The sequence below is a fragment of the Pseudomaricurvus alkylphenolicus genome (assembly GCF_011683955.1).
Classification (GTDB): domain Bacteria; phylum Pseudomonadota; class Gammaproteobacteria; order Pseudomonadales; family Cellvibrionaceae; genus Pseudomaricurvus; species Pseudomaricurvus alkylphenolicus.
Genome location: NZ_JAAQPI010000005.1, coordinates 408,721 through 432,785, shown reverse-complemented (window position 1 = coordinate 432,785; position 24,065 = coordinate 408,721). Strand labels below are relative to the sequence as shown.

Below are 24,065 nucleotides of genomic sequence, written 5' to 3'. Positions count from 1 at the left end.
TTGTACGACCGTAGTGTTTGGAAACCAACGCTTGAGCGCCTTGGTCGCTGTAGGCGCTATAAAGCCGTCTCACTTGACGATCACTGATGCCCAGCAATCTGGCGGCCTCTGATTGAGTTAATCGACGATCTTTAACACGCTCCAGGATCGTGAGTCTGTCCAGTTGTTTCTGTCCCATAGTCAGCAAACTTCCCATCGAAAATGGCTCCTAATGCGTCGATCGGTCCGGTAAAGGGCCGAATATCATACGCAAAAGCGGACATTTCTAAATTGCTCAAATAGGACATTACTATATTGCGCCTACAATTCATTTCGCATAATAAAGATTATGTTAAAATAAGGTCGGCGCACAAAATACGTAGATATCACTCATGCAATAACCCGCACTATCCTCCTCTTACATTCCTTGAATACAATTTATAAAACCAATAACACTGTCATCTCTGAGAAAGCCCCAAGCTGCATTACAGCCGGGGCCATATGAAGCGTTAGTCCAAATCAAACAAAGTCTTAAAAAATCTGACGACTCGCTTGCGAGATTTTTTTGCCAGTTTTTGATCGGGTACCAGATTTACAATACCGCCTTGCCCCAAGTGGGCAAATGGATCTTCTACCACCAAGGCTGGTTCGAGACGGTCCCACGCATGATAGGCATTTTCGTACATTTTAAGATCAACCAGCTCCTGATCCGAAGCCGCCAGCCCGGCAACCATTCCCTCGCAAATGCCAGGAACGTCGTAATCATCGAGTTCTCCCGATTGAATCATTACCGGAGAACCCGTCAGGTTTGAAAATTCAAATCCAGGAAGCACATTGTAGGCCCAGCAAACCGGATAATGGGCTACATGCCCGGCAAACCTGACGTCCGTGCCGCTTATTGCATTGTAGGCTTCCGTTGCGGTTAAAAGTGACAGTACGCCGCCCCACGAAAATCCAAGAACTCCGATTCGGTCAGCATCGATATCCTCCCGTTGAGCCAGAAACTCCAAGGCGGCAAAGGCATCAGCCAGTGTCTCTTGTACTGTGGCCGGCCGATCTGCAGTACCACCTGACAGGCCACGCGCGCCCCACATATCTAGCTCGAAGGTGGCTATTCCAGCGTTATTCAAGGCCTTGATATAGAGACGACCTGTGCTGTCGACGCCACCGGAACTGTGCAGAACGATAACGGCCGGAAATTGTTCAACTTCCGGGTCACGTGGCAATCTGAATTCACCAGACAATGTCAAATCTTGCCCGGCGCTTTGAATCGGCAGGCTCAGGTAGTGAATAAAGGGGAGTTGGTTTTCTAGAATCTTAACGGCGTGGGCAGGTATCGAAAGTAGGCCGAATAGACAGATAAAAAAGATATTTCTCATATAAAAGCTCCTTGCAGGTTATTTTTACCTCATAAGTCCCGGCTAGCAGTATAGTAATTCTCTAGGGAAATGAAACCACCTCGTCGATGAAAATTTGGTGAAATGCTCAGTGATTTGGCAAATTCCCTGTTATCTGTCTACTTCAACATTGATTTCCACATCAACCAGGTCGGCTACTCACCTTGAAAGACAGCTGAGACCAGATGAAAGGAGAATATGTTCGTTTTTCTGGATAGGCGGGCCCCCGATCGGGGGCAACGGCTGGGCGAATCAGGTATCGCCTCACTGGAATAATTCAACGCTACCTGAAGTACGACGCTTATGTAGTGATAACTTCGGTTACTGGCAAATGGGCTATGTCACAAAGGCTGGATCTCATCAATCGATTTTTTAACTTCCACGCAGCCATAATCACCAGATTGGCTATAGGCATCTTAGGCTCTTGCTGAATGCCGTCAGTCTTTAACAGGAGATCTCGCCAGCGCCCTACCTGTGTATGCAGTTTAGATACGGGATAGCCCGCTAGCTGAATACGGTAGACATAGATAAACCAAGCGATATCTGCTGCGGTAATGGAATCCCCAAGGATAAAATCTTGGTCTGCAAGTACTGAGTCTAAACGATCGAGAGACTCGCGAAAGCGGCCAACTGAGTTTCGAATTTGCTCGTTTGTTATGCCGTCATTGCGTAAAAAGCTCTCCCAGAACTTAAGTTCGACCGCCTTTGCTTGGTCTGCGACCCCGTTAACCGTGCCGGAGCCGGTTCGGCGATAGTGTTCCAGTTTTGATTTATTGCGTTTAAACACTTGTGATGGCGCAATAAATCGCATTGTTAGGTTACGAAGGTCGTAGTGCAACTCGTCCTCTATCCTCAGCCATTCCATTAATTCTGATTCTCTATCTGTCGGCATCAGCTTCGGACCTGGAAGCCTCTCTTCGATGTAGGACAATATGTCGTTGCTTTCGATGATAACAAGCCCGTCGTGAACAAGCGCCGGGACCAATCCGCGGGGGTTGATTCCCATATACCACTCACTGGTGTTTTCCCTTCGAGCCAGATTGATAGGATGTGACTGCCAGTTAATGCCCTTCATATTTAAGAAGATTCGGACTTTCTGGGAACACGCTGAACCTTGATAGTGAAAAAGGTGAACGCCTTTCCAGTTTAATACATCCTTGGTGTATATATCTCTCTCAGTTAAAATTCCCATACTTCCCCATCGCGTAGATTAGTAGACCGTTTGTTTTGCAACCGTTTCCCCGTAGTCGCTAAAGTATTCCAGCTTGCCATATTTCACTAAGATCTCTGCTACTACCCCACTTTGTTTCAGATTTTCGAGATTTTGATCGAAATTCCGGCTGAGGGAGATATACCTTGAACCAAGCGCCGACTTTGACCAATACATGGTGATAGGTACTGATCTGACCTTTTTCAAAACCAGCTGATTTCGACGCAAATTAAGCACCTTTGCGCCGTACATAAGTGAAACCATGCCATCAAAAGCATAATCGATCCGGCCACTTAGCAACGCTTTAAGCAGTGCTGTGGAATTTGTAAACTTCACATTGGAAGTATTTGGTGAGGATACGTCTTTCTCCACGGCGCTATGAATGCGAACGTGACCAACTCGCCTACCTGGAGACGATTTGCCCCGTAGTGACGCCAGACAGATTTTAACGCGATATAGCTGTACACCTGTTGTATACAGGTTGTTTTTCCGATTCTCAGCCAGCATCGATGGAGTGGCTGGCCCGCTCTTGAAATCCGAACTCTGCTGTAAAAGGCCAAGGTATGATCGTCGATTTGGGACCAGTGTTGCCTCAAGTTCGAGCCCCATTTCCAGAACGACCGCTTTCACCAGTTCATATTCCAACCCTTTAATCTTGTCGTTTTCGCGATATGCCCAGGGCGGGTATTCTGCGAAGGCGTATCGAAGTACAGACTCCGCCTGACTCTGAACTGTAAATAATAGGCTGCTAACAACTATTGCCAAGCTGCAAAGGAGCGTTTGAGGCCTTGTCTGTACTGAGTTACACCTGGGCAAAAGAACCAACTCCCAAATTGGGAAAGAAGCTCATATTGGCTCTATTGAGAAATAAACAACAACAGTTTTTTTTGATGGCGGCGATCAGAGATTCTGATTGCTTACCTCACGAACTCGGCGAACACCTCTAATGCAACCTCATCTCCTACCAAACCAAGATAACGGTCAAGGCCAAAGTCGGAGCGTTTCAGCACTGATTTGGCGGAAAAGCCAATGGTGTAGTAGCCAGTGAGCATATTATTGGCGCCTCCACGGAAATGAACCTGAAGATCCACTGGGACGACTTTTCCCAGCATTGTTAATGTGCCCTCATAGACTATGTTGTTCCCATTGATAGATTTAACACCCTGGGTTTCATAGACCGCCTGGGGGAAGTTCTGGCTGTCGAACCAGTCCTCTCCCGTCAATGTCTCGGAGAATTCCGGGTTATTGACATCTATACTGCTGGTTTCGACGATGGCCATTAACGAGGTTTCCTGAATATTGTCAGGGTCGAACTCCAGTGTTGCAGAGATTTTGTTGAAACGGCCAACATAGGTACTTAGGCCAAAGTGATCCACTTTGAAAAGAAGTGTTGAATGACTGGAATCCAAACGGTAACTGCCGCCTTCCAGGGTTTTTAGATCGATTTTGTGGTTTTGCCGAATAAGCTCAGTGCAAGATGTTAGTAATAGCAGCGCAAGCACGCTGAATACGACAAAGGCTCCGCGGTGGAAATTCTGGTAATGACAGAGCATGGGTAGTTCCGGTCAAGACTTAAATGAAGATATGAAGCAGAATAACACAGCTACTGCCAGGTTTAGAGCTTACAGTTGTAACCAGCAATCCCATTAGTTTTCAACTTTATATCGGTAAATGAACAGACGGAACTATACTGAAAATAAGGTCACTTTGGGCATGACCCAGGAGGTATCCCATGCTGAACCCCAATTTTAAGAATGGCGAAAAGATAGACCTGCATTCCGCGTTCTCGGTGTTCATCATTATGATGGGCTTTTTGTTTCTGATTGACGCCGCACCCGGCGTTCATACCGTCATTACCCTGCTGACGATTCTGTTTGGCGTTGGCTGGTATCTCGGTCATCAGTTCTATCTGCATTGGCGACTGACCCACCCGGCTCATCATCGTCACCCATAGGCACTTGTCAAGTCATTGAATAACAATAGTTAGAAAACTACCTCAGGCCCAGATCAGCGTTGAAGTTGATCCGGGCCTTTTTGTCGGTGTTGATCTCTACTCTGATTGGAGAGCACTTGACTTAGATAGAAGAGTCGTAAGGCGATCGAGGAAGGTGTGGTGCGATCATGCGCTGCCCTTCTTTATAGATCTTCATAACATCGGGTTTCAGTCCGGCCTCCATCCGTCTCGACAACATGGTAATCGGGAACAGGCAGTGGTCGGTTTTGGGCACACAAATTGCGCGGCTGCGGCCTTGACGGTCTTCATAGACGCGCCATTGTAGGCCGAGCTCTCTTACGTAAACGTTACCCAGAACCGCCCCCATGGATTGCAATTTAAAGACTTCATCCTGATTGATCAGTTCGCGGTCAACCATTGTCTGCAACAGGCGCAGGTCGTTTCGGTTGCCAGCGATCAACATGCCAAGATCCACCCTGGCAATCTCCGTGATCAAATCCACCTGTCGTTGCAATTGGTTTTGATCCTTAAAAGATAAAGTATCTATCGTGGTTCCGCTCAGTCCGTATCTAACCGGAGCGGCGTTGGCAGAAGTTAAAATGGAAAAGCCGGTTATCGCGGCGAGTAGCAGGACAACAGATTTGATTTGCATAGTATTCCCCAAGACTGAATGAGCTAGATAAATACCCCAAAAACACCAGCAGTCGTTGTTCAGCAGCAGGCTACATAAAAAATGTAGATCTTAGATGCAGGGAAATCAAGGCTGAGAATCAGGCTCCGGCGCTTGCTCAGGTGAACTCTCTTTTTTGTGGTCGTTTCGGCTGCTGTCGACATCAGCGATAAACTCCAGTGCCGTATCAAACGATTTTCGGGTAAAGCCCAGTACTCGATCAAAGTCTTCATCGCTGAGCTCACGGGCCATATCACGACTACGGTAAATATTGATGAACTTGAGCTCCCTTTCAACGGTGATCAGTATCTTTTCCATCCCGGTGACGCGGAGAACGTACCATAGCCAGGGAGCATATTCCTTACTGAAAGACAGAACAAACGACAGCGGATCATTGCGGGAATAAAACGAGGCCAGCCTTAACAGAATGTCCAGTGTGATGGGTGACCGGCCCTCCTCCACCGCGCGCAGCAGATCGGGATTATCCAGGTCGATGGCCTTGGCCAAATCTTCGACGGTGAGCTTGGAAACCTCCCGTAGATCCTTGAGCCGCCGGCCTGCCTTGCCCATCAGCTCCAGATACTCGGGAGCTTTCATAGTCATTTCCAACAGGTTCTTGGACTGACCGGTAGCTCGGGAGATGACCTGCCCCGCCAGACCTGCGCCACCCTTTAACAGGGACTCCCAGGCGGAGAAGGTGTTACGACGGCTGTTCTTACTTCTGTCTTCGCCGTCATCGTCCATGTAATCGTCTTCGAAAAACTCGTCCTCGCTCACGCCAGGATCTCCTCCGCTTTAAAAAATGGGTTTATCGAACCCGCTTCACCGCCGTTTGCCAACCCTCATATAATTGGTCTCTCTGCTCCTTGCTCATGGCGGGTTCAAATCGGTGTTCGCATTGCCACTGTTGCTCCAGGGCCTCCAAGGACTCAAATATACCGGCTTTCAGGCCAGCGAGATAGGCCGCACCCAGAGCGGTGGTTTCCGTGACCTGGGGTCGCAGTACCGGTGCCCCGAGTACATCCGCAAGGAATTGCATGACCCAGTCATTTACCACCATGCCACCATCGACTCGGATCTCGGTAGGCCGCTGGCCATCGCTCTGCATGGCTTTTTGAAGATCCTTGGTCTGGTAGCAAACAGACTGTAACCCGGCGGTGACAATTTCCTTAATTCCGGTGTCCCGCGTCAAACCGAAAATACCGCCTCGGGCTTCAGGATCCCAATAAGGTGCACCCAGTCCTGTGAACGCTGGCACCATATAAACGCCATGATCTATCGGAGTCTGCCTCGCCAGGGCCTCGGTTTCGCGAGCGTCTTCTACTAGCTTTATGCCGTCCCGAAGCCACTGAATGGCGGCTCCGGCGACAAAAATGCTGCCCTCCAGAGCATAGGTGGTTTTGCCATCCAATCGGTAGCCCACAGTGGTCAGCAGTCGGTGCTCCGATAACAGCGCCTGATCACCGGTGTTGGCGATCATAAAACAGCCGGTTCCGTAGGTACTTTTGGCCATACCGCTTGCAAAGCAGGTTTGACCGAATAAGGCCCCCTGTTGGTCACCAACCATACCGAGAATCGGCACTTCAGAGCCGAATATTGTGGCATCGGTTGTGCCAAATTCAGCGGCACAGTCCATGACTTCCGGCAGCATGGCTTCGGGGATTTCAAACAACTCCAGCAGTTCGGAATCCCACCGTTGCGTATGAATATTAAACAGCATGGTGCGGGAAGCATTGGTGGCATCGGTTCTGTGTTCACGCCCGCCAGTGAGTTTCCACAGCAGATAGGTATCGACAGTCCCGAACGCCAGTTCTCCCGCCTCCGCTTTTTCTCGCGCACCAGGGACTTCATTGAGAATCCAGCGAATCTTGGTGGCGGAAAAATAGGGGTCGATCAACAGGCCGGTGGTTTGACGGATTTTCTCTTCCAGCCCTTTTTTCTTAAGTTGAGCGCAATATTCACTGGTCCTTCGGTCTTGCCAGACGATAGCGCGATAAACAGGCTCGCCGGTTGTGCGGTCCCAGACCAGGGTGGTTTCCCGCTGGTTGGTAATACCGATGGCGCGTATCAGATCCTGTTCCGGGTTTAACCCCCCTGCCACTTCCTGGCAGGTCTTCAGCACCGTGGACCAGATGTCTTCAGGGTCGTGTTCGACCCAGCCGTCGTCCGGGAAGTGCTGGGGAAATTCCTCTTGGGCGATATTGGCGATCTCAGCGTTGCCGGTGAACAAAATAGCGCGAGAACTGGTGGTTCCCTGGTCGATGGACAGGATGTAATCCGTCATGGCGAATACCCTTGGTGAGTCAATATTTTCGTTTTTGTTCGTTTTAACACATTACATTCAAGTCACAAACTGTTTTCTACCGATTCAGCCCCAGTCGCGGTCCGGCATTTTGTTCTCATGTGGTAGTTATTCTGGCTCAAAACGGGATAAACTTCCTTATCTATCCCGGGTTGAGTGAAAATTCTTCCCTTATTTTCGGCAGTCAGGTGATATGGCACAACAGCATCGCCAGGAGAAAATCCTGGACCACATCAGCAAAAACGGCTTTACCCGAATTGATGAGCTGGTGGCTCACTTTAAGGTGACTCCCCAGACGATTCGTCGAGACCTGACCGATCTGGCCAATGAAGGCAAGATCCGACGCTATCATGGCGGCGCCAGCCTGGAATCCAGCACGGTCAATACGGCCTATCAGACCCGAAAAATAATGAATCTGGAGGCGAAAGAGAAGATAGCCGCCGAGCTGGTGCGGATGATTCCCGATGGTTCCTCCCTGTTCATCAATATCGGCACCACAACCGAGACCATTGCACGAGCCTTATTGGAGAAAAAAGGCCTGCAAGTCGTTACCAACAATCTTCACGTCGCCATGATTTTGGGCAGCAAGGAGGATTTCTCGGTGGTTATTGCCGGTGGCGAGGTTCGCCATAGGGATGGAGGGGTGATTGGGGAAGCCACCGAGGACTTTATTCATAACTTCCGTATGGACTTTGGCGTGATTGGTATTAGCGGCATTGACGACGAGGGTTCACTGCTCGACTTCGACTATCGGGAAGTGCGAGTTGCCCAAGCCATTATCGCCAACTCCCGTCAGGTGTTGTTGGCCGCCGATCATTCCAAATTTGGTCGCAGCGCCATGGTCAGGCTGGGTAATATCAGTCAGGCGGACCACTTTTTCACCGACGAAGATCCACCCATTGAGATCGCCCGTCTTCTCCATGAGCATAAGGTTCACCTGCACTTGGTGTCATGACTCCGAAGCTCGCTTAATAAATTCAACAGGTTGGCTCAGTAAATTCAATTAGTTTCGAGTTCACATGTTGGTTTGTGTTCGTTTATGTCTTTTTATTTTCGTTATCGAATGTTAGAGTGTCTCCACTCTGCTAATCTTAGAGAAGGGTGATGGCTTTCACCCCGATCTACCATCGTGAGGCGAACATGACAAACAGTGGCAAAACAACGTCCAGCTCTGCGGATAATCACTACGACCTGTTAGTGGTCGGCGGAGGTGTGAATGGTACCGGAATCGCTTTGGACGCAGCCGGGCGGGGCCTCAAGGTGTTGCTCTGTGAAATGAATGACCTGGCCTCAGCAACCTCCTCTAACAGCAGCAAACTCATACACGGCGGATTGCGATATCTGGAGCACAACGAATTCCGATTGGTACGCGAAGCGCTGGCCGAACGTGAGGTGCTGCTTAAAAAAGCTCCTCATATCATGAATCCGCTGCGCTTCCGTCTGCCCCACCGCCCCCACCTGCGGCCAGCCTGGATGATTAGGGCGGGTTTGTTCCTCTATGACAATTTGGCTAAACGGGCGACTCTGCCCGCTTCTCACGGTATTCGTTTTTATAAGAACAGTCCGGTGATCGACGATATTCGGCGTGGTTTTGAATATTCCGATGGTTGGGTAGACGATGCGCGCCTCGTGGTGCTCAATGCGGTGGGGGCTCGTGACAAAGGCGCTAATATCCTCTCCCGTACCCGTTGTGTTCAGGCCAGGCGTATCGACAAACTGTGGCAAGTGGAATTGGAAGATACAACCGCTGGAGATCGCCGGCAGGTTACGGCAAAGGGGCTGGTTAATGCCGCCGGCCCATGGGTAAGCAGCTTCTTTGACGACACGATGGAGAAGCCCGCCCCCAAACAGGTTCGACTCGTAAAAGGCAGCCACATTATCGTTCCCCGAATACACTGGGAACCTGAGGCCTATATTCTTCAAAACGAAGACAACCGCATCGTTTTTGTCATTCCTTATGAAGAGCGCTTCTCTCTGGTAGGCACAACAGATGTGGAATACAGTGGAGATCCTTCACAGGTCAGTATCTCTGAAGACGAAACCGATTATCTGATCTCTGTGGTGAATCGACACTTTAAACATCAGATTGCCCGCAAGGACATTGTCTCCAGTTATTCCGGTGTACGACCTCTGCTGGAGGATGAATCCGATTCACCCGATGCCGTGACTCGCGATTACACCATGGAGCTTGATGACGACAATGGTTTCGCACCTTTACTGTCGATCTTCGGTGGAAAGATCACAACTTACCGAAAACTGTCGGAGGCGGCAGTCGACCAACTCACCCCGTGGTTCCCGAACATGGGCAATGCCTGGACAGCCCATGAACCACTGCCCGGTGGTGTCTTTGACAGCCGGGAAGAGTTGTCCCATGAGTTGATGCAGCTCTACCCCTGGTTGTCGATTCATCTGATCAATCGCTACACGCGATCTTACGGCACCTTGACTCACCAGATGTTAGAAGGCTGCAAAGGTCTGGCAGATATGGGCGAAGACTTTGGCCATGGACTCTACCAACAGGAAATTGACTATCTGGTGGAGAAGGAATGGGCTGTGGACGCCGAGGATGTCCTATGGCGCCGTTCCAAGCTCGGGCTGTTTTTAAGTGACGACGAAAAACGACGGGTCCAGGAGTATCTGGCTCCACCGCAGGAGCATCATCCCCACGGCGTCGACAGACTTGCCAGCTGAGTTCGAAAACTTAAGAGAATACCGACTCTATGGGTTCCGGCTGGAACAGCCTCTTTTTCATGACCAAGCGAACCCACAATGCAGCAGCTATGCAGACCAACCCCAGCACCGCACCGGACATCAAATAGACCTTTTGAGTCAACTCCGGAGATGGAGAGGTGTGAAAACAGGCGTAACCCATACCGAGTATGCCCAGGATCTGCGGCAACGGATAGAAAGGGGTCTTGAAGGGGCGATGCAGGTCAGGCAGTCTTCTGCGCAGTACAATCACATCCACATGGGCAATAATATAGGCCAGCAGCCAGGCCAAAGACGCTGAAATCAACAGCAGTGTAACTGACTCTGCATCATTGGCCAGCAACACCAGCGGCAGGCCAGTGATCAGAGCGATAAATACAATGGCCACCCAGGGTGTTTGGAATTGGCGATTGATCTGTTTGAAAACCGGAAGCGCCTGCCCGTTTTTGGCCATTCCATAAAGCATCCGGGGAATAGCCGCCATGGAGGTATTTACCGTACTGCAAGTCGCAGTTATGGCTACCGCCGCTAAGAAAACTCGCCCATTTTCGCCAAACACAGCGAATACAAAAGTCTTGTGTGGCAGAGAATCCGATGCCAATTGTTCTGTAGGTACGTATAGGAGCGCTCCCAGACAATACAACAGATAAACACCCATAATGATGCAAATACCGGTAATCATGGAGCGGGGTATGTTGCGACTGGGATTTCGGGTCTCTTCGACCATGGGGCAGACAAATTCAGCTCCCACAAATCCCCAGATAGCAATGGCGATCAGTGAAAGTACTTCCGATCCTGCCGGGTTCCAATTCTCAAACAATTGAATATCCAGCGTCGGGTTGCTCCCTGAGCCTGTCACCGCAACGCAGCCTAGCAGCACCAGTATAGTGATCATGGTAAAAGCCAACAATGATTGCAACCTGGCAAAGATATCGACCCCGATAATATTCAGTGCGGTAAACAGCACAAGAATGCCAATTGCCACCACCATTGGAGAGAAATAACCGGGAAACAGTTCCGACAGAATTAAATCCACCAGCAATAACTCCGCCGACAGCGCGAACATCGCTACCACCACATACCCGGCAAAGGTCGCTACCATGGCCGGAAAGTGCCCTATCGCCACTTCTGTATAGGTGCTGAGGCTGCCAGCCTTTGGCAGCATCAATGCCAGCTCAGAAAAGGAAAATGCATAGGCAATGGCCAACAAAAAAGCGATTGTCAGAGGTATTAAAAAGCCAAGCCCTCCAAGACCGATTCCCTGCAGGATCATCACCATCACCCCTTGGGAAACCACGAGGCCAATGGCAACTGCAACAAGTGAACGGAACCCTAACACTTGTTTGAGTGTACCGTTGCCAGTATTCGCTTTCACTTCAGTGCCTACCGCCGCTCCTATCGATTCGGTCATTGTAACTCTCCCCTATAGACTTGGCGCCAACATATTTTCAGGTTTAAGAATGCTGTTCAGATGTTTCTCGTCCATCAGCCGTTCCTCCAGCACCAGTTCAATAATGCCGCGATCTTCGGCCAAGGCCCGTTTGGCAATACGAGAGGCATGCTCGTATCCAATCACCGGATTCAAGGCTGCCACCACGCCGATGCTGTTATTGATATAGCCCTGGCAAATACTGGGGTTGGCAGTGATGCCGTCAACACAACGTTCTGTTAGCATCACCATGGCTCGCTGCAACATTTTCATGGATTGCAGGATATTACCACCAATCAGTGGCTCCATCGCATTGAGTTGAAGCTGCCCGGCTTCTGCTGCCAATGTTACCGCGACATCATTGCCGATTACCTCGAAAGCCATCTGGTTGACGGCTTCAGGAATAACCGGATTCACTTTACCGGGCATAATCGAGGAGCCAGGTTGCATCGGTGGTAAATTGATTTCATTCAAGCCCGCACGGGGACCGCTACTCAACAGACGCAAATCATTGCAGATCTTGGATAACTTTACCGCTAGTCGTTTCAGCATGCTGGAAAAGAGCACAAAGGCGCCCATATCGGATGTCGCTTCAACCAAACAGCCTGCCAGTTTCATCGGTTGACCACTGATTGCGTTAAGGTGTTCGACGGCGATCCTGGCATAGTCCGGATGGGTGTTGAGTCCAGTACCTATAGCCGTTCCACCCAAATTGACCTCCGCCAATAGACCTGCCAGTTCGCCAATTCGGTCGTGGTCTTCGGTTAAGGTGACGGAATAGGCCCTGAATTCTTGCCCCAGACTCATCGGAACCGCATCCTGAAGCTGCGTGCGGCCCATTTTCAAAATCCCGGAAAAATCCTGTGCCTTCTGATCAAAACTCTCTTGTAATTTGGCAATGGTTTGCTGTAGCGGCATGGTTGCCAAAATAATGGCAAGCCGCAACGCTGTCGGATATGCGTCATTGGTGGATTGGGACAGATTAACGTGGTTGTTGGGATGCAGATACTGATATTCCCCTTTGGCATGTCCCAGTTTTTCCAGGGCGAGGTTGGCAATCACCTCATTGGCATTCATGTTGGTAGAGGTGCCTGCACCCCCCTGGATGATATCCACCACAAACTGGTCATGTAGCTGACCTTCCATGATGTCCGCGCAGCTGCTATCAATGGCACCGGCAACCCTGTCTTCCAGAAGCCCCAACTGGTGATTGGCTCGTGCGGCAGCGAGTTTGACCATTGCCAGAGCATTGATTAGTTCCGGATAATGGCTGATTGGCACACCGGCTATGTCAAAATTGTCCTTGGCGCGCTGGGTTTGGATGCCGTAGTACGCGCTCACAGGCACCTTGGCTTCGCCAAGAAGATCGTGCTCAGTTCTAAACCCGCCTGTAGCGTTTTGCGCGGCGTTATTCATTTTATGGTTTCCAGGGGTAAACTTGATAGTGACGCGCCCGATTGAAATCGGGCGCGGACGAGAGGTTTATTGACCGAATTGGTAGTCGAACGACAAACCAATATAGCGCTGTTGCCCCGGTTTCATAGCCATCCAACCAAGGGCCGATACATCAAAACCCGACCCGAAGTATTCCTTGTCGCCAAGGTTTTTTGCGTGAAGAGCGAGCGTCCATTGATCGTCCGGCTCAGTATAGCTGACGCGGGCGCCCCAAATGGAGTAGCCGCCTTCGCTCAACAGCGGGGTATTGCTGGGCTGGAAAAAAGTGGAACTCTGGTATGTCACGTCGGTCTGCCAGGCAATCACAGCACCGGAATCAAGACGTTGATCATAACGTACCAATGCAGATGCCGAACGCTCCGGTGTCAGAGATATCTGATTGCCGCTAAAGTCACTGCCACCTTCAATAGGACTGCGAAACTCTTCATACTCGGGATCCAGCAGACCGAGATTCAGCTGAAGATACCAAGCGTCTGTTGGAGTATAAATCAATTCCATCTCAACACCTGGAATTTCAGAGCGTCCAGCGTTACTCAAAGTGGTGATTCCTGGGCCGGACACTGCAGCCGGGTTTGGCTGCAGAATCGTATTCTGCTGTTCCTTATAGATGTAATAGAAAGCTGCCGCATTTAGGCGCAGATTTCCGTCGAGAAAGTCGCCTTTAAAACCGATTTCAAACGCATCCAGTATTTCTGGATCAACGGGTATAATTTTTCCCTGGAAAGCATCAATGGTGGATTGACAGCGATCCTGTGGTCCATTCGGGCCTTCGTCACCGGAAGCACAGGGTCCTCGATCAGCAGCGGTTACATAATCGTCGAGAAATGCCGCACCGTTAACATCTCCCCCTTTAAAGCCTCGAGACAAGGCCGCATAAATGAGGTTTTGGTCATCAGTGGTGTAATCCAGTGAGATTCGTCCTGTAATTTCGTCCCAGTCCTTCTTGTTGGGAGTACCCACGGTAACCCCGTAGTCGGACGACACATTGACATCTCCCAGGTCTTCCAGAAAACCGTCACCGACAGCAACCAAAGGTAAGAAGCCATTATATTTCTGAACGTCTTTCTCTTCGTATGTCCAACGCAGGCCCAGGCCCATGCGGAGCTTATCCGTTACATTGAAATCATACTGACCAAATACCGCGTAACTGGTGGTCTCAACCTCGTGCTCATTGCCTTCACCCGTTCCCCATATGGGGTTGGTCCAGATTTGAACCCCTTCTGCGGTTTCGTTGTAGTAGTAGAGCCCTAAATGCCAATTGGCACTATCTCCCATTCCAGATAAACGCAGCTCTTGACTCCAGAAGTGAAAATCATCGGCATAGAAGTCGTCTTCGATAGCAATACTGCCATCATCCACATCGTCCCAACGGCGAATCTCCGCGTAGTCATAGGAGGTCAATGAGTGAAGAGACATTTCTGAGCTAATGTCATAGTCCAACTGAAGGAAGGCTCCATAAGCCTTAACATTCTCGAAGTCGTCTGAACGACTGGTTGTATGCATGTCGGAATCATCTACGAATCCGGTAAACAAGTCGGTACAACCCGAACCCAGACCGGGATTGGGACAAGGATCCGGGTTGATACCATCCTCAGAAAAATTAGGGTTTACTGCCTGAAGACCAATATTCTTGAATGGAGAAGTATCCGGCTCTGATTTTCCGTAGTGCGTATTGATCAAGACTGCAAGGTCATCATTCGGTTCAATGGCAATCTGGAAGCGAGCGGCCATATCATCGATTGCACCGGTCCGGTCTTCATCGGCATTGGGGTTGATATTGTCAACCGCTCCTTGATTCAGGTTACGTACAAAGGCGAACCGGGCAGCGGAGTTGTCACCGAGTTCAAAACCATAGGCGCCTTCAATATTGGTTGTTTGAAAACTACCGATCTCGGTTTTGATGTAGCCGCTGTTGCCACCGCCCACTTCTGGTTTGCGTGAAATGAAGTTAATTAGCCCACCGGTGGAATTCCGACCGTAGAGCGTGCCTTGCGGCCCCTTCAGAACTTCTGCACGTTCGGAATCGAAGGTTGCAAAGCCCTGGGCGATATTGGGGCCTATGAATACGTTATCCTGGTAGACCGCAATAGGCCCATTGTTTATAGGGGCGAAATTATTGGTTCCGATTCCGCGCAGATAGGGTTGCGGAGAGGCCATTCCAAATTCAGTATGCCAAGTAAAATTGGGGGTAAAGGTAGCAATATCGCCTGCGTTCTTGACCCCAAGATCATTCAGCATATCACCGGAGAAAGCGCTTACGGCAATGGGTACATCTTGCAGTGACTCTTCTCGTTTTCGAGCTTGAACAATCACTTCCTCGATTTCGAGAGCGTAAGCGACAGGCATTAACAGCGCTTCCGTCCCCGCAAGGCTTGCAATGGCAAGGGCCAGGCGTGCTGATGAAGTGATTTTACGGTTATTTTGTTTGAACATTGTTGGAGACCTCTCCTGCTATAGCTGTTGTTATCTCTTTATTTCATTCTGTTCCCGCAGCGAGCGGGTGTAAATTCGTATTTTTATTCTTACTGCATCGCTTTTTTTAATTATGCATTTTCATCAATAGAGAGTGAGCTGATCAGTCTGTCAATCATCTGTTCTGCCCTCCTTAGTTGTGGAACTCTGATGTACTCATTGGGCTTGTGGGCTTGAACTATGCTGCCCGGTCCGCAGACTACTGTTGGTATCCCCAGCGTCTCGCTAAATAACCCGCCTTCTGTTCCAAAAGCGATAGTCCCAACTTTGTCCTGATTCGCCAGTTTTTTCACAAACCTTACAATTTCCGCGTTTGCAGGTGTTAACAGGCCTGGATAGCTCGATAACCTTTCGATGGTGATCCCAGATTGTTTGTGTTCCGATCGCATGGTCGGTTGAAGTTCGTCGCGGGCAAAGGCCTCAACTTTATGAAAGAGCTCTTCAATATTCTGCAAAGGTATATTGCGTATCTCGAAATCAAATTCGCAAGAATTGGGAACAATATTAACCGCCGAACCACCCTGGATAACTCCAGTCTGCAGTGTGCTATAGGGTGTCTCAAAACTGGAATCAAAAGGTCCCTTTTGCGCCAGTTGACGAGCGTAACGTCGAATATAGGCGATGAGTTCCGCCGCGTATTCAATGGCATTAACGCCATTTTGGGGCAAGCTCGAATGAGACTCCACTCCCCGCACCTTCACCCGAGCCGCAATTTTGCCCTTGTGAGCCACTCCGACAGACATCTCGGTGGGTTCACCGATAATGCACATCGCCGGTTTTACCGGCAAGCCTTCCATCATATGCAGCAGGCGTCGTACACCGACACACCCAATTTCCTCGTCGTAAGAAAACGCCAGATGAATCGGTGTCTTCAGATCCGCTTCAACCATCTGCGGAACCCGCGATAACACCACAGCGATAAAGCCCTTCATATCGGCAGTACCGCGGCCGAACAAAGCTCCGTCCTTTTCCACTACCGTAAAAGGATTGGTATCCCAGGACTGCCCTTTTACCGGGACCACGTCAGTATGGCCAGACAGCATGACGCCGGGAATGTCTTTAGGACCGATGGTCGCGTATAGGTTTGCCTTGGACTTGTTTTCACTAAATACTCGTTGACTCTCTACACCGAAACCCTTGAGGTAATCAACGATAAAATCAATCAGGGCCAAATTGGAAAGATGACTGGTGGTGTCAAAGGCAACCAGTTGTTGCAGCAGCGAAATGCTGTCGGCTCTACTCATCACCAGGAACTCCGTAAGACTGGGAATTGGCGGGATCGAGAGCTCGCACGACATACGCCTGCAGTTGCGGTTCGTACTCCTGCCAGACGCTTCTCAAGCGGCCAATTGCCTGATCGGCCTGTTCTTCCCAGTCCACTCGCAAGTCCACAACTGGCCAGGATAGCTTATCCACCACCATGACACCCGCGGAGTGAATGGGACCGGCTTCCCCTCCTGACGCCAACCCCGCTTCCAATCCGGCAATCAATCTCGAAGCAAAGTGTCCTGTCGCTTTTTGAAAACCCTCAATGACCGCGTTCGGTACCTCGGCGTGTTCTAGCAGATTGCCTACAGAAACACAGGCCGGACCCGAAGCCGAGCCATGTATCCCTAGTACCTGATCACCACTGAAGTGGGCCGTATTACCCTGCATATCCACCAGCGCCAGCTGACGCCACTGTATGTCTTTTGCCTGTGAGCAGAGCTGGTCCAGAGCGGCCGGTGCCTCTAAACCGCGGCTGCAAAGTGATAGAAGTTCAGTGCCTAATTGAGGGTCAGTAATGTTCTGACTCAGAGCGGCACCAGCACCCGCTCTGGCAAATCCGCAACGACTGGCGACGCAAATGCTGGAAGAAGTGACGGCAATACCCAACAGACCGGAATCAGGGCAGCGTGCTGCAATAGAAAAGGTCATAATAAAGCTCCAAAAGTAATACCGGATTACTCCGGTATTACTGCAATCACGTCAATTTCCATTAACCACTCCGGCTGGGCCAGAGCAGAGACCACCAAGCCGGTTGAGATCGGGAATACGCCTTTCAGCCACTTCCCTACCTCACGGTAAACCGGTTCGCGAAAACGGGGATCTGTAATAAACGTTGTGGTCTTGACGATATGGCTCAGGTCACTGCCTGACTCCTCCAACAGTTGTTTAACATTCTTCATAGCCTGCTCCGCCTGGGCGGCAGGGTCTCCCAACCCCACCAGTTGCCCCTCGAAGTCCGTACCCACCTGGCCTCGTACATATACGGTGTTCCCGGCTCGTACTGCCTGGCACAGGTCGTTGTCCAAGCTCTGGTTAGGGTAGGTTTCTTTGGTGTTGAACATTCGGATTCGCGTGTGCGTGGGCATCAAGCTTCTCCTGTTCGCTGAGTGGCATCGCGATAAGCCAGGTACTTTCGTTGGGTCGCGATATGGTCAGCAATATGCTTGGCGTCGTGCCACACTCCCCAGATAAAGGTGGAACCGCGACGGGACAACCAGGGTAAGCCGACAAAGTAAACGCCAGGCTCTGTGGAGACCCCACGCTGGTGAGCAGGCTTGCCGTTTTCGTCAAAGGCGTTGACCTGTAACCAGCTGTAGTCAACGGAGAACCCCGTCGCCCAGACAATAGAAGTAATACCCGCTTGCGCCAGATTCAGCTCCGAAATGGGATTGGTGACACAATCCGGGTCAGATAATTTTTCACGTGCCTCAGGCTCTTCTGGCAGATCAAGATTGTTGCGTTCGATATACGCATCGGCCGCATCCAACAGCGCCAGGTAGTTTTCATCGCCATTGGCGATATTTTCCGCCAGATCGCCATCAAAACCCACTACGCCATTGTCGAAACCACTGGTCCGGCCGACCAGAGTAATGCCCTGATGGGCCAGGCGCCGAAAGTCCACTGTGTTTCCACCATGGGCGCCGCTGACTGCAATGGTGACGTGTTCGGTACCGGGCTTCATAGCTTCCGCATCCCACTCACCCAGAACGCCTAACCACCAGCAAAAGTCACGGTTGCGGTAGGCCCGTGGTGGACGGTCATGTGGACCTACCGACAGGAATACCTGTTTACCGGCGCGCTGCAATTCGTCGGCTATCTGTACCCCCGACGATCCCGCTCCAACCACAAGTACGCCACCTTCCGGCAGCTGTTCCGGGTTGCGGTACTGTGCCGAGTGAATCTGTGTAATTTTGCTGTTGTCTGGCGCGATAGCAGGAATCACCGGCTTTTGGAATGGGCCGGTTGCCGCCACCACGCGATTGGCTTCTATGGTTCCCGCAGACGTTTCAACGGTGAAACCGGCACGGTCTGAGTTACGCTTGACGCTCTTCACTTCGACACCGGTGCGAATGGGTGCGTTGAATTTCTCAGCATAGGCGACAAAGTAGTCAGCGATTCGATCCTTTGCCGCGAAAGCGTCAGGGTCGACGTCGTCAAATTCCATGCCGGGAAAACGGTCATGCCAGGCCGGACCATTGGCGACCAGTGAATCCCAGCGCTCGGAACGCCAGCGTTCTGCGATACGATTGCGCTCCAGAACAATGTGGGGTACATCAAGGTTGCTCAGGTGTTCGCTCATGGCCACACCGGCTTGGCCGGCGCCTATAACCAGCGTATCGGTTTTTTCAACGGTCACGTTGGAGTCCTCTTTTGGTTTTGTGGTACTGATCAGTGAGCCTGCAGGTTGTCAGGGTTGCTGATCATGAAGATGTTCGAGATGGGTCCAGCTTAGAGAGGCGGTCTGCTTTTGTTAAATATTATATTTATGGGATCTGCATCAAAAAAAGTAATGATGGTTGTTGGTTCAGTTTTTTTGATGCAGAAGGGAAGAAAACCATATTTTCTTTTTGCCGCATTTGGAGGAGCATGGTCGAGACTGTTGACATCAACCCAGGAGCAATCGAAATTGACAGAGCAAAAATACGACACCCAGGACTTGCGCCAGAAGGATAAGGATCACTATATTCACCCCTGGACGGATTTTTCCACTTTTCATGAAGAGGGTTCCCTGGTTGTAGCCGAGTCCGATAATATTTACGTAACCGACTCTGACGGTAACCGTTATCTGGACGGCATAGGCGGCCTTTGGTGTGTGAATATCGGCTATGGTCGTACCGAAATCGCCGAAGCCATGGCTGAGCAGGCCAAGGAAATGTGCTATTACTCTTGCTTTGGTCACCATACCACTCCCCCTGCGGCAGAGCTTTCCGCCAAACTGGCACAGTTGGCCCCGGGCAACCTCAATCATGTGTTCTATGGTTGCGGCGGCTCCGTAGCCAACGATACCGCAGTTCGTATCGCGCACTTTTATTTCAATCAGCTGGGCAAAAAGAACAAGAAAAAAATCATCTCTCGTATTGATGGCTACCATGGCAGTACCTATATGGCCATGTCGATCACCGGTGTAAAGTTCGACCATATTGGGTTCGACATCCACGAAGACCTGGTACACAACATCTCCTGCCCCAATCCCTATCGCCGGCCGCAAGGCATGACTGAGGCGGAGTTCTGTGATCAGCTGGTGCAGGAACTCGAAGACAAGATTGTGGAATTGGGTCCGGATAACGTCGCTCTGTTCTTTGCTGAACCGATTCTCGGCGCCGGCGGTGTTATTGTGCCGCCCGAAGGTTATCATCGCCGTACCCTGGAGGTTTGTCGCAAGTACGATGTGCTTTATGTGTCCGACGAAGTGGTTACCGCGTTCGGCCGTCTGGGCCACTTCTTTGCTTCGGAAGACGAGTTTGGCATCGTGCCTGATATGATTACCTGCGCCAAAGGTTTAACGTCGGGTTACGTGCCACTGGGGGCAACGATTCTGTCCGATAAGATTTATGACGTGATCAGTGTGCCTCAAGAAGAAGGTGCCCTGTTTACCCATGGATTCACCTACTCCGGTCATCCTGTGTCTTGTGCGGCCGCACTCAAGAATATCGAAATCATTGAACAGGAAAACCTTTGCGAACACGTTCAGGATGTCGGCGATTACTTTGAGCAGAAGATTCGCGAATTGTCCGACCTGCCAATTGTGGGACAGGTTCGCGGTCGTAAATTTATGATTTGTTTGGAAAACGTTGCCAATAAAGAAACCAAGGAGCTGCTTCCGGCGGAAGCCAAAGTAGGCAACCGCATCGCCGACCATTGTCAGGCACGGGGCTTGATCGTCAGGCCACTGGCTCATATGAATGTCTTGTCTCCGCCTCTGATTATGAGTCGTGATCAGGTCGATACTTTGGCAAGCATACTGCGCGAGAGCATTGTAGCGACCATGGCAGATCTCAAAGAAGAAGGTCTCTGGACGCCTTAAATCGGCTCTTCAGTGTAAGCCAATAGTCGGGTACCCTTTCGGGCAGGCGATTTCAGGTCCCTGCCCCCTTTTTATTAATGTTGATCTTTCCAGTAACCTCGACAATAGTCCGCAAAACAATCGGCCAATCGGGTTAACTGCACGTCCTTCAGCATAATCATCCCGAATCGCAGTGGCAGCAATTCATCGCTCAGTGGGATACTACGGTAGCGGGTACCGTCCACCGCTGATACCCCGGCATAACTTTCCTGACGGGCCATGGAATGGTGCAGATGCACATTTGCCAACGAATAACCGAAACCATTTCCCACCAGACTTCGCACCATCTCCAGGGATTTTGCCCGGTAGGCAATCTTCGGTTCTTTGCCAACGCTCAAAAACAGCGAACGGAAGTATTCGCGGCTCAGGGGTAAATCCAACATCACCATTGGGTGGCCCGCCAGCTCCGTCAGAGACAGCTGCTCAGACTCAGCCAACGGGTGATCCAATGGCAAAATCGCGTAGGCTGGCAATTGTACCAAGGGTTCAAACCGGTAACAGTTATCCAGTTGAAGATCATAGGTCATGGCCAGCTCAAAACGTCCATCCTGCAAGCCTTCAAACAATTGCTCCTGATTGCCGTCGAGGCAATTGATGGATGCACCGGGGAACTTAAAATAGAAGGTCCGCATCAGATTAGGCATGGCGATAGCCGCCACGGTACTGATGCAGCCCACATCCAGATTTCCCGTGACCGAGTCGCCCAGCTCTTTGGCGTAAGACTCCAGGCTCTCGGCCTGATTCATAAAGCGTGTTGCTTCCTGGATCAACCGACGCCCCGCCGGGGTTAACGAGAGGCCCTGGGCGTGATGGCGAATAAAGATCTGGATATTAAAAGTATCTTCCAGGTGCGAGATGGCCGCCGAAATCGAGGGTTGGGACACGTTCATCTGTTCAGCCGCCCGCGTGACACTATTGGATTGGGCGGCCGCAAGGCAGTAGCGCAGCTGTTTCAGAGTATATCGCATCGTAAATTCCTGGGTCTTATGTTTATAGAATAGGTTTTGTTAATGCAGGAGGCAAAAAAAAGCAGGGAGTACCCCCTGCTCTCCAATGCTTTTTATTAACTCACACGGGCCTTGATCCGGCTCCGCTAACGCAGTGCCAACCAGGTGGTCTTCAGGTTTGAAAACTTGTCCAGTGCGTGTAGGCTCAAGTCGCGACCAAAACCCGACTGCTTGGTGCCGCCAAAGGGCGTCATCACACTGAAAGCGTCCACGGTGTTGATAGAAACAGTGCCTACGTTAAGCCGCTGAGACACGCGATAGGCCCGATTCACATTTTCGGTCCATACCGAAGCTGCCAGGCCGTAAATAGTGCCGTTGGCCATGCGGATTGCTTCATCTTCATTCTCAAAGGTGAGTATGCTTAGCACCGGTCCGAAAATTTCCTCCCGGGCAATAGTCATATCTTCGGTTACTTGGTCAAAAACCGTTGGAGCGATATAGCTGCCCGCACCATTCACCTCTACCTTTTCGCCGCCGCAGAGCAGTTGTGCACCCTCTTCCTGACCCTTGCGAATATAGGTGAGTACATTTTCAGTGTGCTGTGCATCTACCAGGGCTCCCATCTGGGTGTCTGGATCCAATGGATCCGCCGGCTGGCGACTGCCCAGGCGCGCCAGCAGTTTTTCCACAAACTGCTCTTTAATACTGCTCTGCAGCAGCAGACGTGAGTTTGCTGTGCAGACCTCGCCCTGATTAAAGAAACAACCAGTGATGGCAAAATCCACCGCAAGGTCCAAATCGGCGTCTTCGAATACCAGATTTGGGCTCTTACCTCCGCACTCCAGCCATACCTGCTTCAAATTGGATTCGGCGGCGTAGCTCATAAAGCGCTTGCCAACGGAGGTTGAACCGGTAAAGGTCACGCAGTCGACGTCCATATGCAGCCCCAAAGCCTGGCCCGGCCCGGGTCCATCACCCGTCACCACATTGAAAACACCGTCCGGAATCCCCGCTTCAGTGGCCAGCTGCGCCAGGCGCAACGCGGACAGGGGCGATTGTTCCGCGGGTTTCAGGACCACGCTATTGCCCGCGGCCAGGGCCGGTGCCAGCTTCCAGGCGGCCATATCCAGCGGATAGTTCCATGGCACCACCGCTGCAATCACCCCAAGGGGTTCGCGGGTCACCGTTGCCAGGGCGCCGCCTCCTGTTGGCGCCACTTCTCCATAGATCTTGTCTATGGCCTCACCAAACCAGCGGATGCAGGCTGCAGAGCCCGGCACATCCAGATTGAACGCATCGCTGATGGGTTTGCCCATGTCCAGGCTATCCATCAATGCGAGCTCTTCCCCATGTTCGGATACCAGATCAGCAAGGCGGCAAAGCACCGTTTTACGGTCAGCGGGCGCCATACGAGACCAGACTCCACTGTCATAGGCCTTTCGAGCGGACGTAACGGCGATATCCACATCCCGTTCGTCACAAGCAGCAACCGATGTGATCACCTTTCCGGTGGCAGGATTAACCGTGTCAAATTGGGCACCGCCAACCGCATCGACAAACCTGCCGTCGATATAGGCCTGATTGGGCAAGGTCAGGTTTAGTGCCATTTCCTGCCACTGCTGATAGGTTTTCATCGTCTTGAATATCTCCCGTACTACGTAAATTTACGTTGTTAAAGTCCTGAAGCAAAAAAGAAAGTTAATGAAGCCGATAGTCAATTTAGTTAAATCACCACGCCAGCCATAAGACTGGGCCAGGTCAGGGAAAAGTTAAAATCTTATTATTCTTTGTTTTGCATCAGCTTTTCCTATGCTGGAGCTTTAAGGCAGCTTTCAAAGCAGGTTTCAAGACGGTTTTACAGACAAAGGGCCCGGTCGCTGAGCGCCTGCTGAGCCAGATGAGCCTTGCCCAGCTTTCGATAAACCTCCGCCAGCAACTCGTAAGCTTCACCAGGCTGTTCAAGCTGACCTTTATTCAGTCCTGTTTGGATCGACTGCAATGCAAGACCCCATTGTTCCGACTTTAATAGTAGTCGTGCATGGTCAATATCAGCGTTGCCACTGGTGTTGAGACGCGCCGCGGCGCTGAGGTAGGATTGCAACTTTTTTATAGACATTGATCGGCCACTTTAGGGAATTGTTTTTAAAATCAAAGGCTTTGATTCTTACGGCCGACTCAATATTTGTAAATTATGTTATATTTCTGCATT

The 24,065-nt window shown here is 50.8% G+C and carries 22 protein-coding genes; 4 read left to right on the top strand and 18 right to left on the bottom strand.

All coding sequences use genetic code 11. The features are described 5' to 3' along the window. From HBA55_RS15960 to HBA55_RS15940, 5 genes are all read right to left on the bottom strand, one after another. Nucleotides 1-196, bottom strand: a 196-nt coding sequence (locus tag HBA55_RS15960; protein WP_166993460.1) for a helix-turn-helix domain-containing protein, incomplete at its 3' end; no start/stop codon positions are given. A gap of 292 nt (nt 197-488) precedes the next feature. Next, a complete protein-coding gene (locus HBA55_RS15955; RefSeq protein WP_166993458.1) occupies nt 489-1,358 on the bottom strand; it encodes a dienelactone hydrolase family protein in 870 nt (289 codons plus the stop codon). A gap of 319 nt (nt 1,359-1,677) precedes the next feature. Continuing rightward, a complete protein-coding gene (locus HBA55_RS15950) occupies nt 1,678-2,568 on the bottom strand; it encodes a glutathione S-transferase family protein (RefSeq protein ID WP_166993456.1) in 891 nt (296 codons plus the stop codon). Between the two features lie 18 nt (nt 2,569-2,586). Beyond that, the gene (locus tag HBA55_RS15945) at nt 2,587-3,231 is read right to left on the bottom strand and encodes a transporter substrate-binding domain-containing protein (RefSeq protein ID WP_240946100.1); all 645 of its coding nucleotides are present in this window, start codon (nt 3,229-3,231) and stop codon (nt 2,587-2,589) included. Nucleotides 3,232-3,503: 272 nt separating this feature from the next. After that, nucleotides 3,504-4,139: a YceI family protein gene (locus tag HBA55_RS15940; protein WP_166993452.1), complete on the bottom strand. Its 636-nt coding sequence runs from the start codon at nt 4,137-4,139 to the stop codon at nt 3,504-3,506. Between the two features lie 179 nt (nt 4,140-4,318). On the opposite strand from HBA55_RS15940, the gene HBA55_RS15935 reads away from it, so the two are divergent. After that, the gene (locus HBA55_RS15935) at nt 4,319-4,540 is read left to right on the top strand and encodes a hypothetical protein (RefSeq protein ID WP_166993450.1); all 222 of its coding nucleotides are present in this window, start codon (nt 4,319-4,321) and stop codon (nt 4,538-4,540) included. A 121-nt stretch (nt 4,541-4,661) separates the two neighbouring features. Here the strand turns inward: HBA55_RS15935 and HBA55_RS15930 are convergent, their stop codons facing one another. The 3 genes from HBA55_RS15930 to glpK all read right to left on the bottom strand — a co-directional run bounded on the left by HBA55_RS15930 (nt 4,662) and on the right by glpK (nt 7,494). Further along, a complete protein-coding gene (locus HBA55_RS15930) occupies nt 4,662-5,192 on the bottom strand; it encodes a DUF3806 domain-containing protein (RefSeq protein ID WP_166993448.1) in 531 nt (176 codons plus the stop codon). Between the two features lie 105 nt (nt 5,193-5,297). Further along, a complete protein-coding gene (locus tag HBA55_RS15925; RefSeq protein WP_166993446.1) occupies nt 5,298-5,987 on the bottom strand; it encodes a helix-turn-helix domain-containing protein in 690 nt (229 codons plus the stop codon). A gap of 31 nt (nt 5,988-6,018) precedes the next feature. Next, on the bottom strand, nt 6,019-7,494 hold the full coding sequence (gene glpK / locus HBA55_RS15920; protein WP_166993444.1) for a glycerol kinase GlpK: 1,476 nt from the start codon (nt 7,492-7,494) through the stop codon (nt 6,019-6,021). A gap of 211 nt (nt 7,495-7,705) precedes the next feature. Between glpK and HBA55_RS15915 the strand changes: the two genes are divergently transcribed. Together HBA55_RS15915 and glpD are read left to right on the top strand one after the other, a co-directional pair. Continuing rightward, nucleotides 7,706-8,467 carry a DeoR/GlpR family transcriptional regulator gene (locus HBA55_RS15915; RefSeq protein ID WP_166993442.1) on the top strand — a complete coding sequence of 254 codons (762 nt, stop codon included), beginning with the start codon at nt 7,706-7,708 and terminating at the stop codon, nt 8,465-8,467. A 149-nt stretch (nt 8,468-8,616) separates the two neighbouring features. Continuing rightward, nucleotides 8,617-10,203, top strand: a complete 1,587-nt coding sequence (gene glpD, locus HBA55_RS15910) for a glycerol-3-phosphate dehydrogenase (RefSeq protein WP_206019818.1) — start codon at nt 8,617-8,619, stop codon at nt 10,201-10,203. A 10-nt stretch (nt 10,204-10,213) separates the two neighbouring features. Here the strand turns inward: glpD and HBA55_RS15905 are convergent, their stop codons facing one another. The 7 genes from HBA55_RS15905 to HBA55_RS15875 form a co-directional block, all read right to left on the bottom strand. After that, nucleotides 10,214-11,632, bottom strand: coding sequence for an APC family permease (locus HBA55_RS15905; RefSeq protein WP_166993440.1), 1,419 nt, complete (start codon nt 11,630-11,632; stop codon nt 10,214-10,216). A gap of 12 nt (nt 11,633-11,644) precedes the next feature. Further along, the gene (gene aspA / locus HBA55_RS15900; protein WP_166993439.1) at nt 11,645-13,066 is read right to left on the bottom strand and encodes an aspartate ammonia-lyase; all 1,422 of its coding nucleotides are present in this window, start codon (nt 13,064-13,066) and stop codon (nt 11,645-11,647) included. 66 nt (nt 13,067-13,132) lie between these two features. Continuing rightward, complete coding sequence (locus HBA55_RS15895) at nt 13,133-15,538, bottom strand: TonB-dependent receptor (RefSeq protein ID WP_166993437.1); 2,406 nt, start codon at nt 15,536-15,538, stop codon at nt 13,133-13,135. 110 nt (nt 15,539-15,648) lie between these two features. Continuing rightward, the gene (gene argE, locus HBA55_RS15890) at nt 15,649-16,821 is read right to left on the bottom strand and encodes an acetylornithine deacetylase (RefSeq protein ID WP_166993435.1); all 1,173 of its coding nucleotides are present in this window, start codon (nt 16,819-16,821) and stop codon (nt 15,649-15,651) included. After that, nucleotides 16,814-17,494 (bottom strand): DUF1028 domain-containing protein, encoded by a 681-nt coding sequence (locus tag HBA55_RS15885; RefSeq protein ID WP_166993433.1) that lies wholly within the window; start codon nt 17,492-17,494, stop codon nt 16,814-16,816. Before HBA55_RS15885 ends, argE begins: the two co-directional genes overlap by 8 nt. A gap of 26 nt (nt 17,495-17,520) precedes the next feature. Next, entirely contained in the window at nt 17,521-17,931 is a 411-nt protein-coding gene (locus tag HBA55_RS15880; RefSeq protein WP_166993431.1) for a RidA family protein, read from the bottom strand. Further along, nucleotides 17,931-19,202: an NAD(P)-binding domain-containing protein gene (locus HBA55_RS15875; protein ID WP_166993429.1), complete on the bottom strand. Its 1,272-nt coding sequence runs from the start codon at nt 19,200-19,202 to the stop codon at nt 17,931-17,933. Before HBA55_RS15875 ends, HBA55_RS15880 begins: the two co-directional genes overlap by 1 nt. A gap of 270 nt (nt 19,203-19,472) precedes the next feature. Between HBA55_RS15875 and HBA55_RS15870 the strand changes: the two genes are divergently transcribed. Then, nucleotides 19,473-20,870 carry an aminotransferase gene (locus HBA55_RS15870; protein ID WP_240946099.1) on the top strand — a complete coding sequence of 466 codons (1,398 nt, stop codon included), beginning with the start codon at nt 19,473-19,475 and terminating at the stop codon, nt 20,868-20,870. A gap of 74 nt (nt 20,871-20,944) precedes the next feature. Here HBA55_RS15870 and HBA55_RS15865 read toward each other — a convergent pair whose 3' ends face one another. From HBA55_RS15865 to HBA55_RS15855, 3 genes are all read right to left on the bottom strand, one after another. Continuing rightward, a complete protein-coding gene (locus HBA55_RS15865; RefSeq protein WP_166993425.1) occupies nt 20,945-21,877 on the bottom strand; it encodes a LysR family transcriptional regulator in 933 nt (310 codons plus the stop codon). A gap of 125 nt (nt 21,878-22,002) precedes the next feature. After that, nucleotides 22,003-23,490: an aldehyde dehydrogenase gene (locus HBA55_RS15860; RefSeq protein ID WP_166993423.1), complete on the bottom strand. Its 1,488-nt coding sequence runs from the start codon at nt 23,488-23,490 to the stop codon at nt 22,003-22,005. A gap of 221 nt (nt 23,491-23,711) precedes the next feature. Continuing rightward, nucleotides 23,712-23,972: a hypothetical protein gene (locus HBA55_RS15855; RefSeq protein ID WP_166993421.1), complete on the bottom strand. Its 261-nt coding sequence runs from the start codon at nt 23,970-23,972 to the stop codon at nt 23,712-23,714. Nucleotides 23,973-24,065 lie beyond the last annotated feature (93 nt).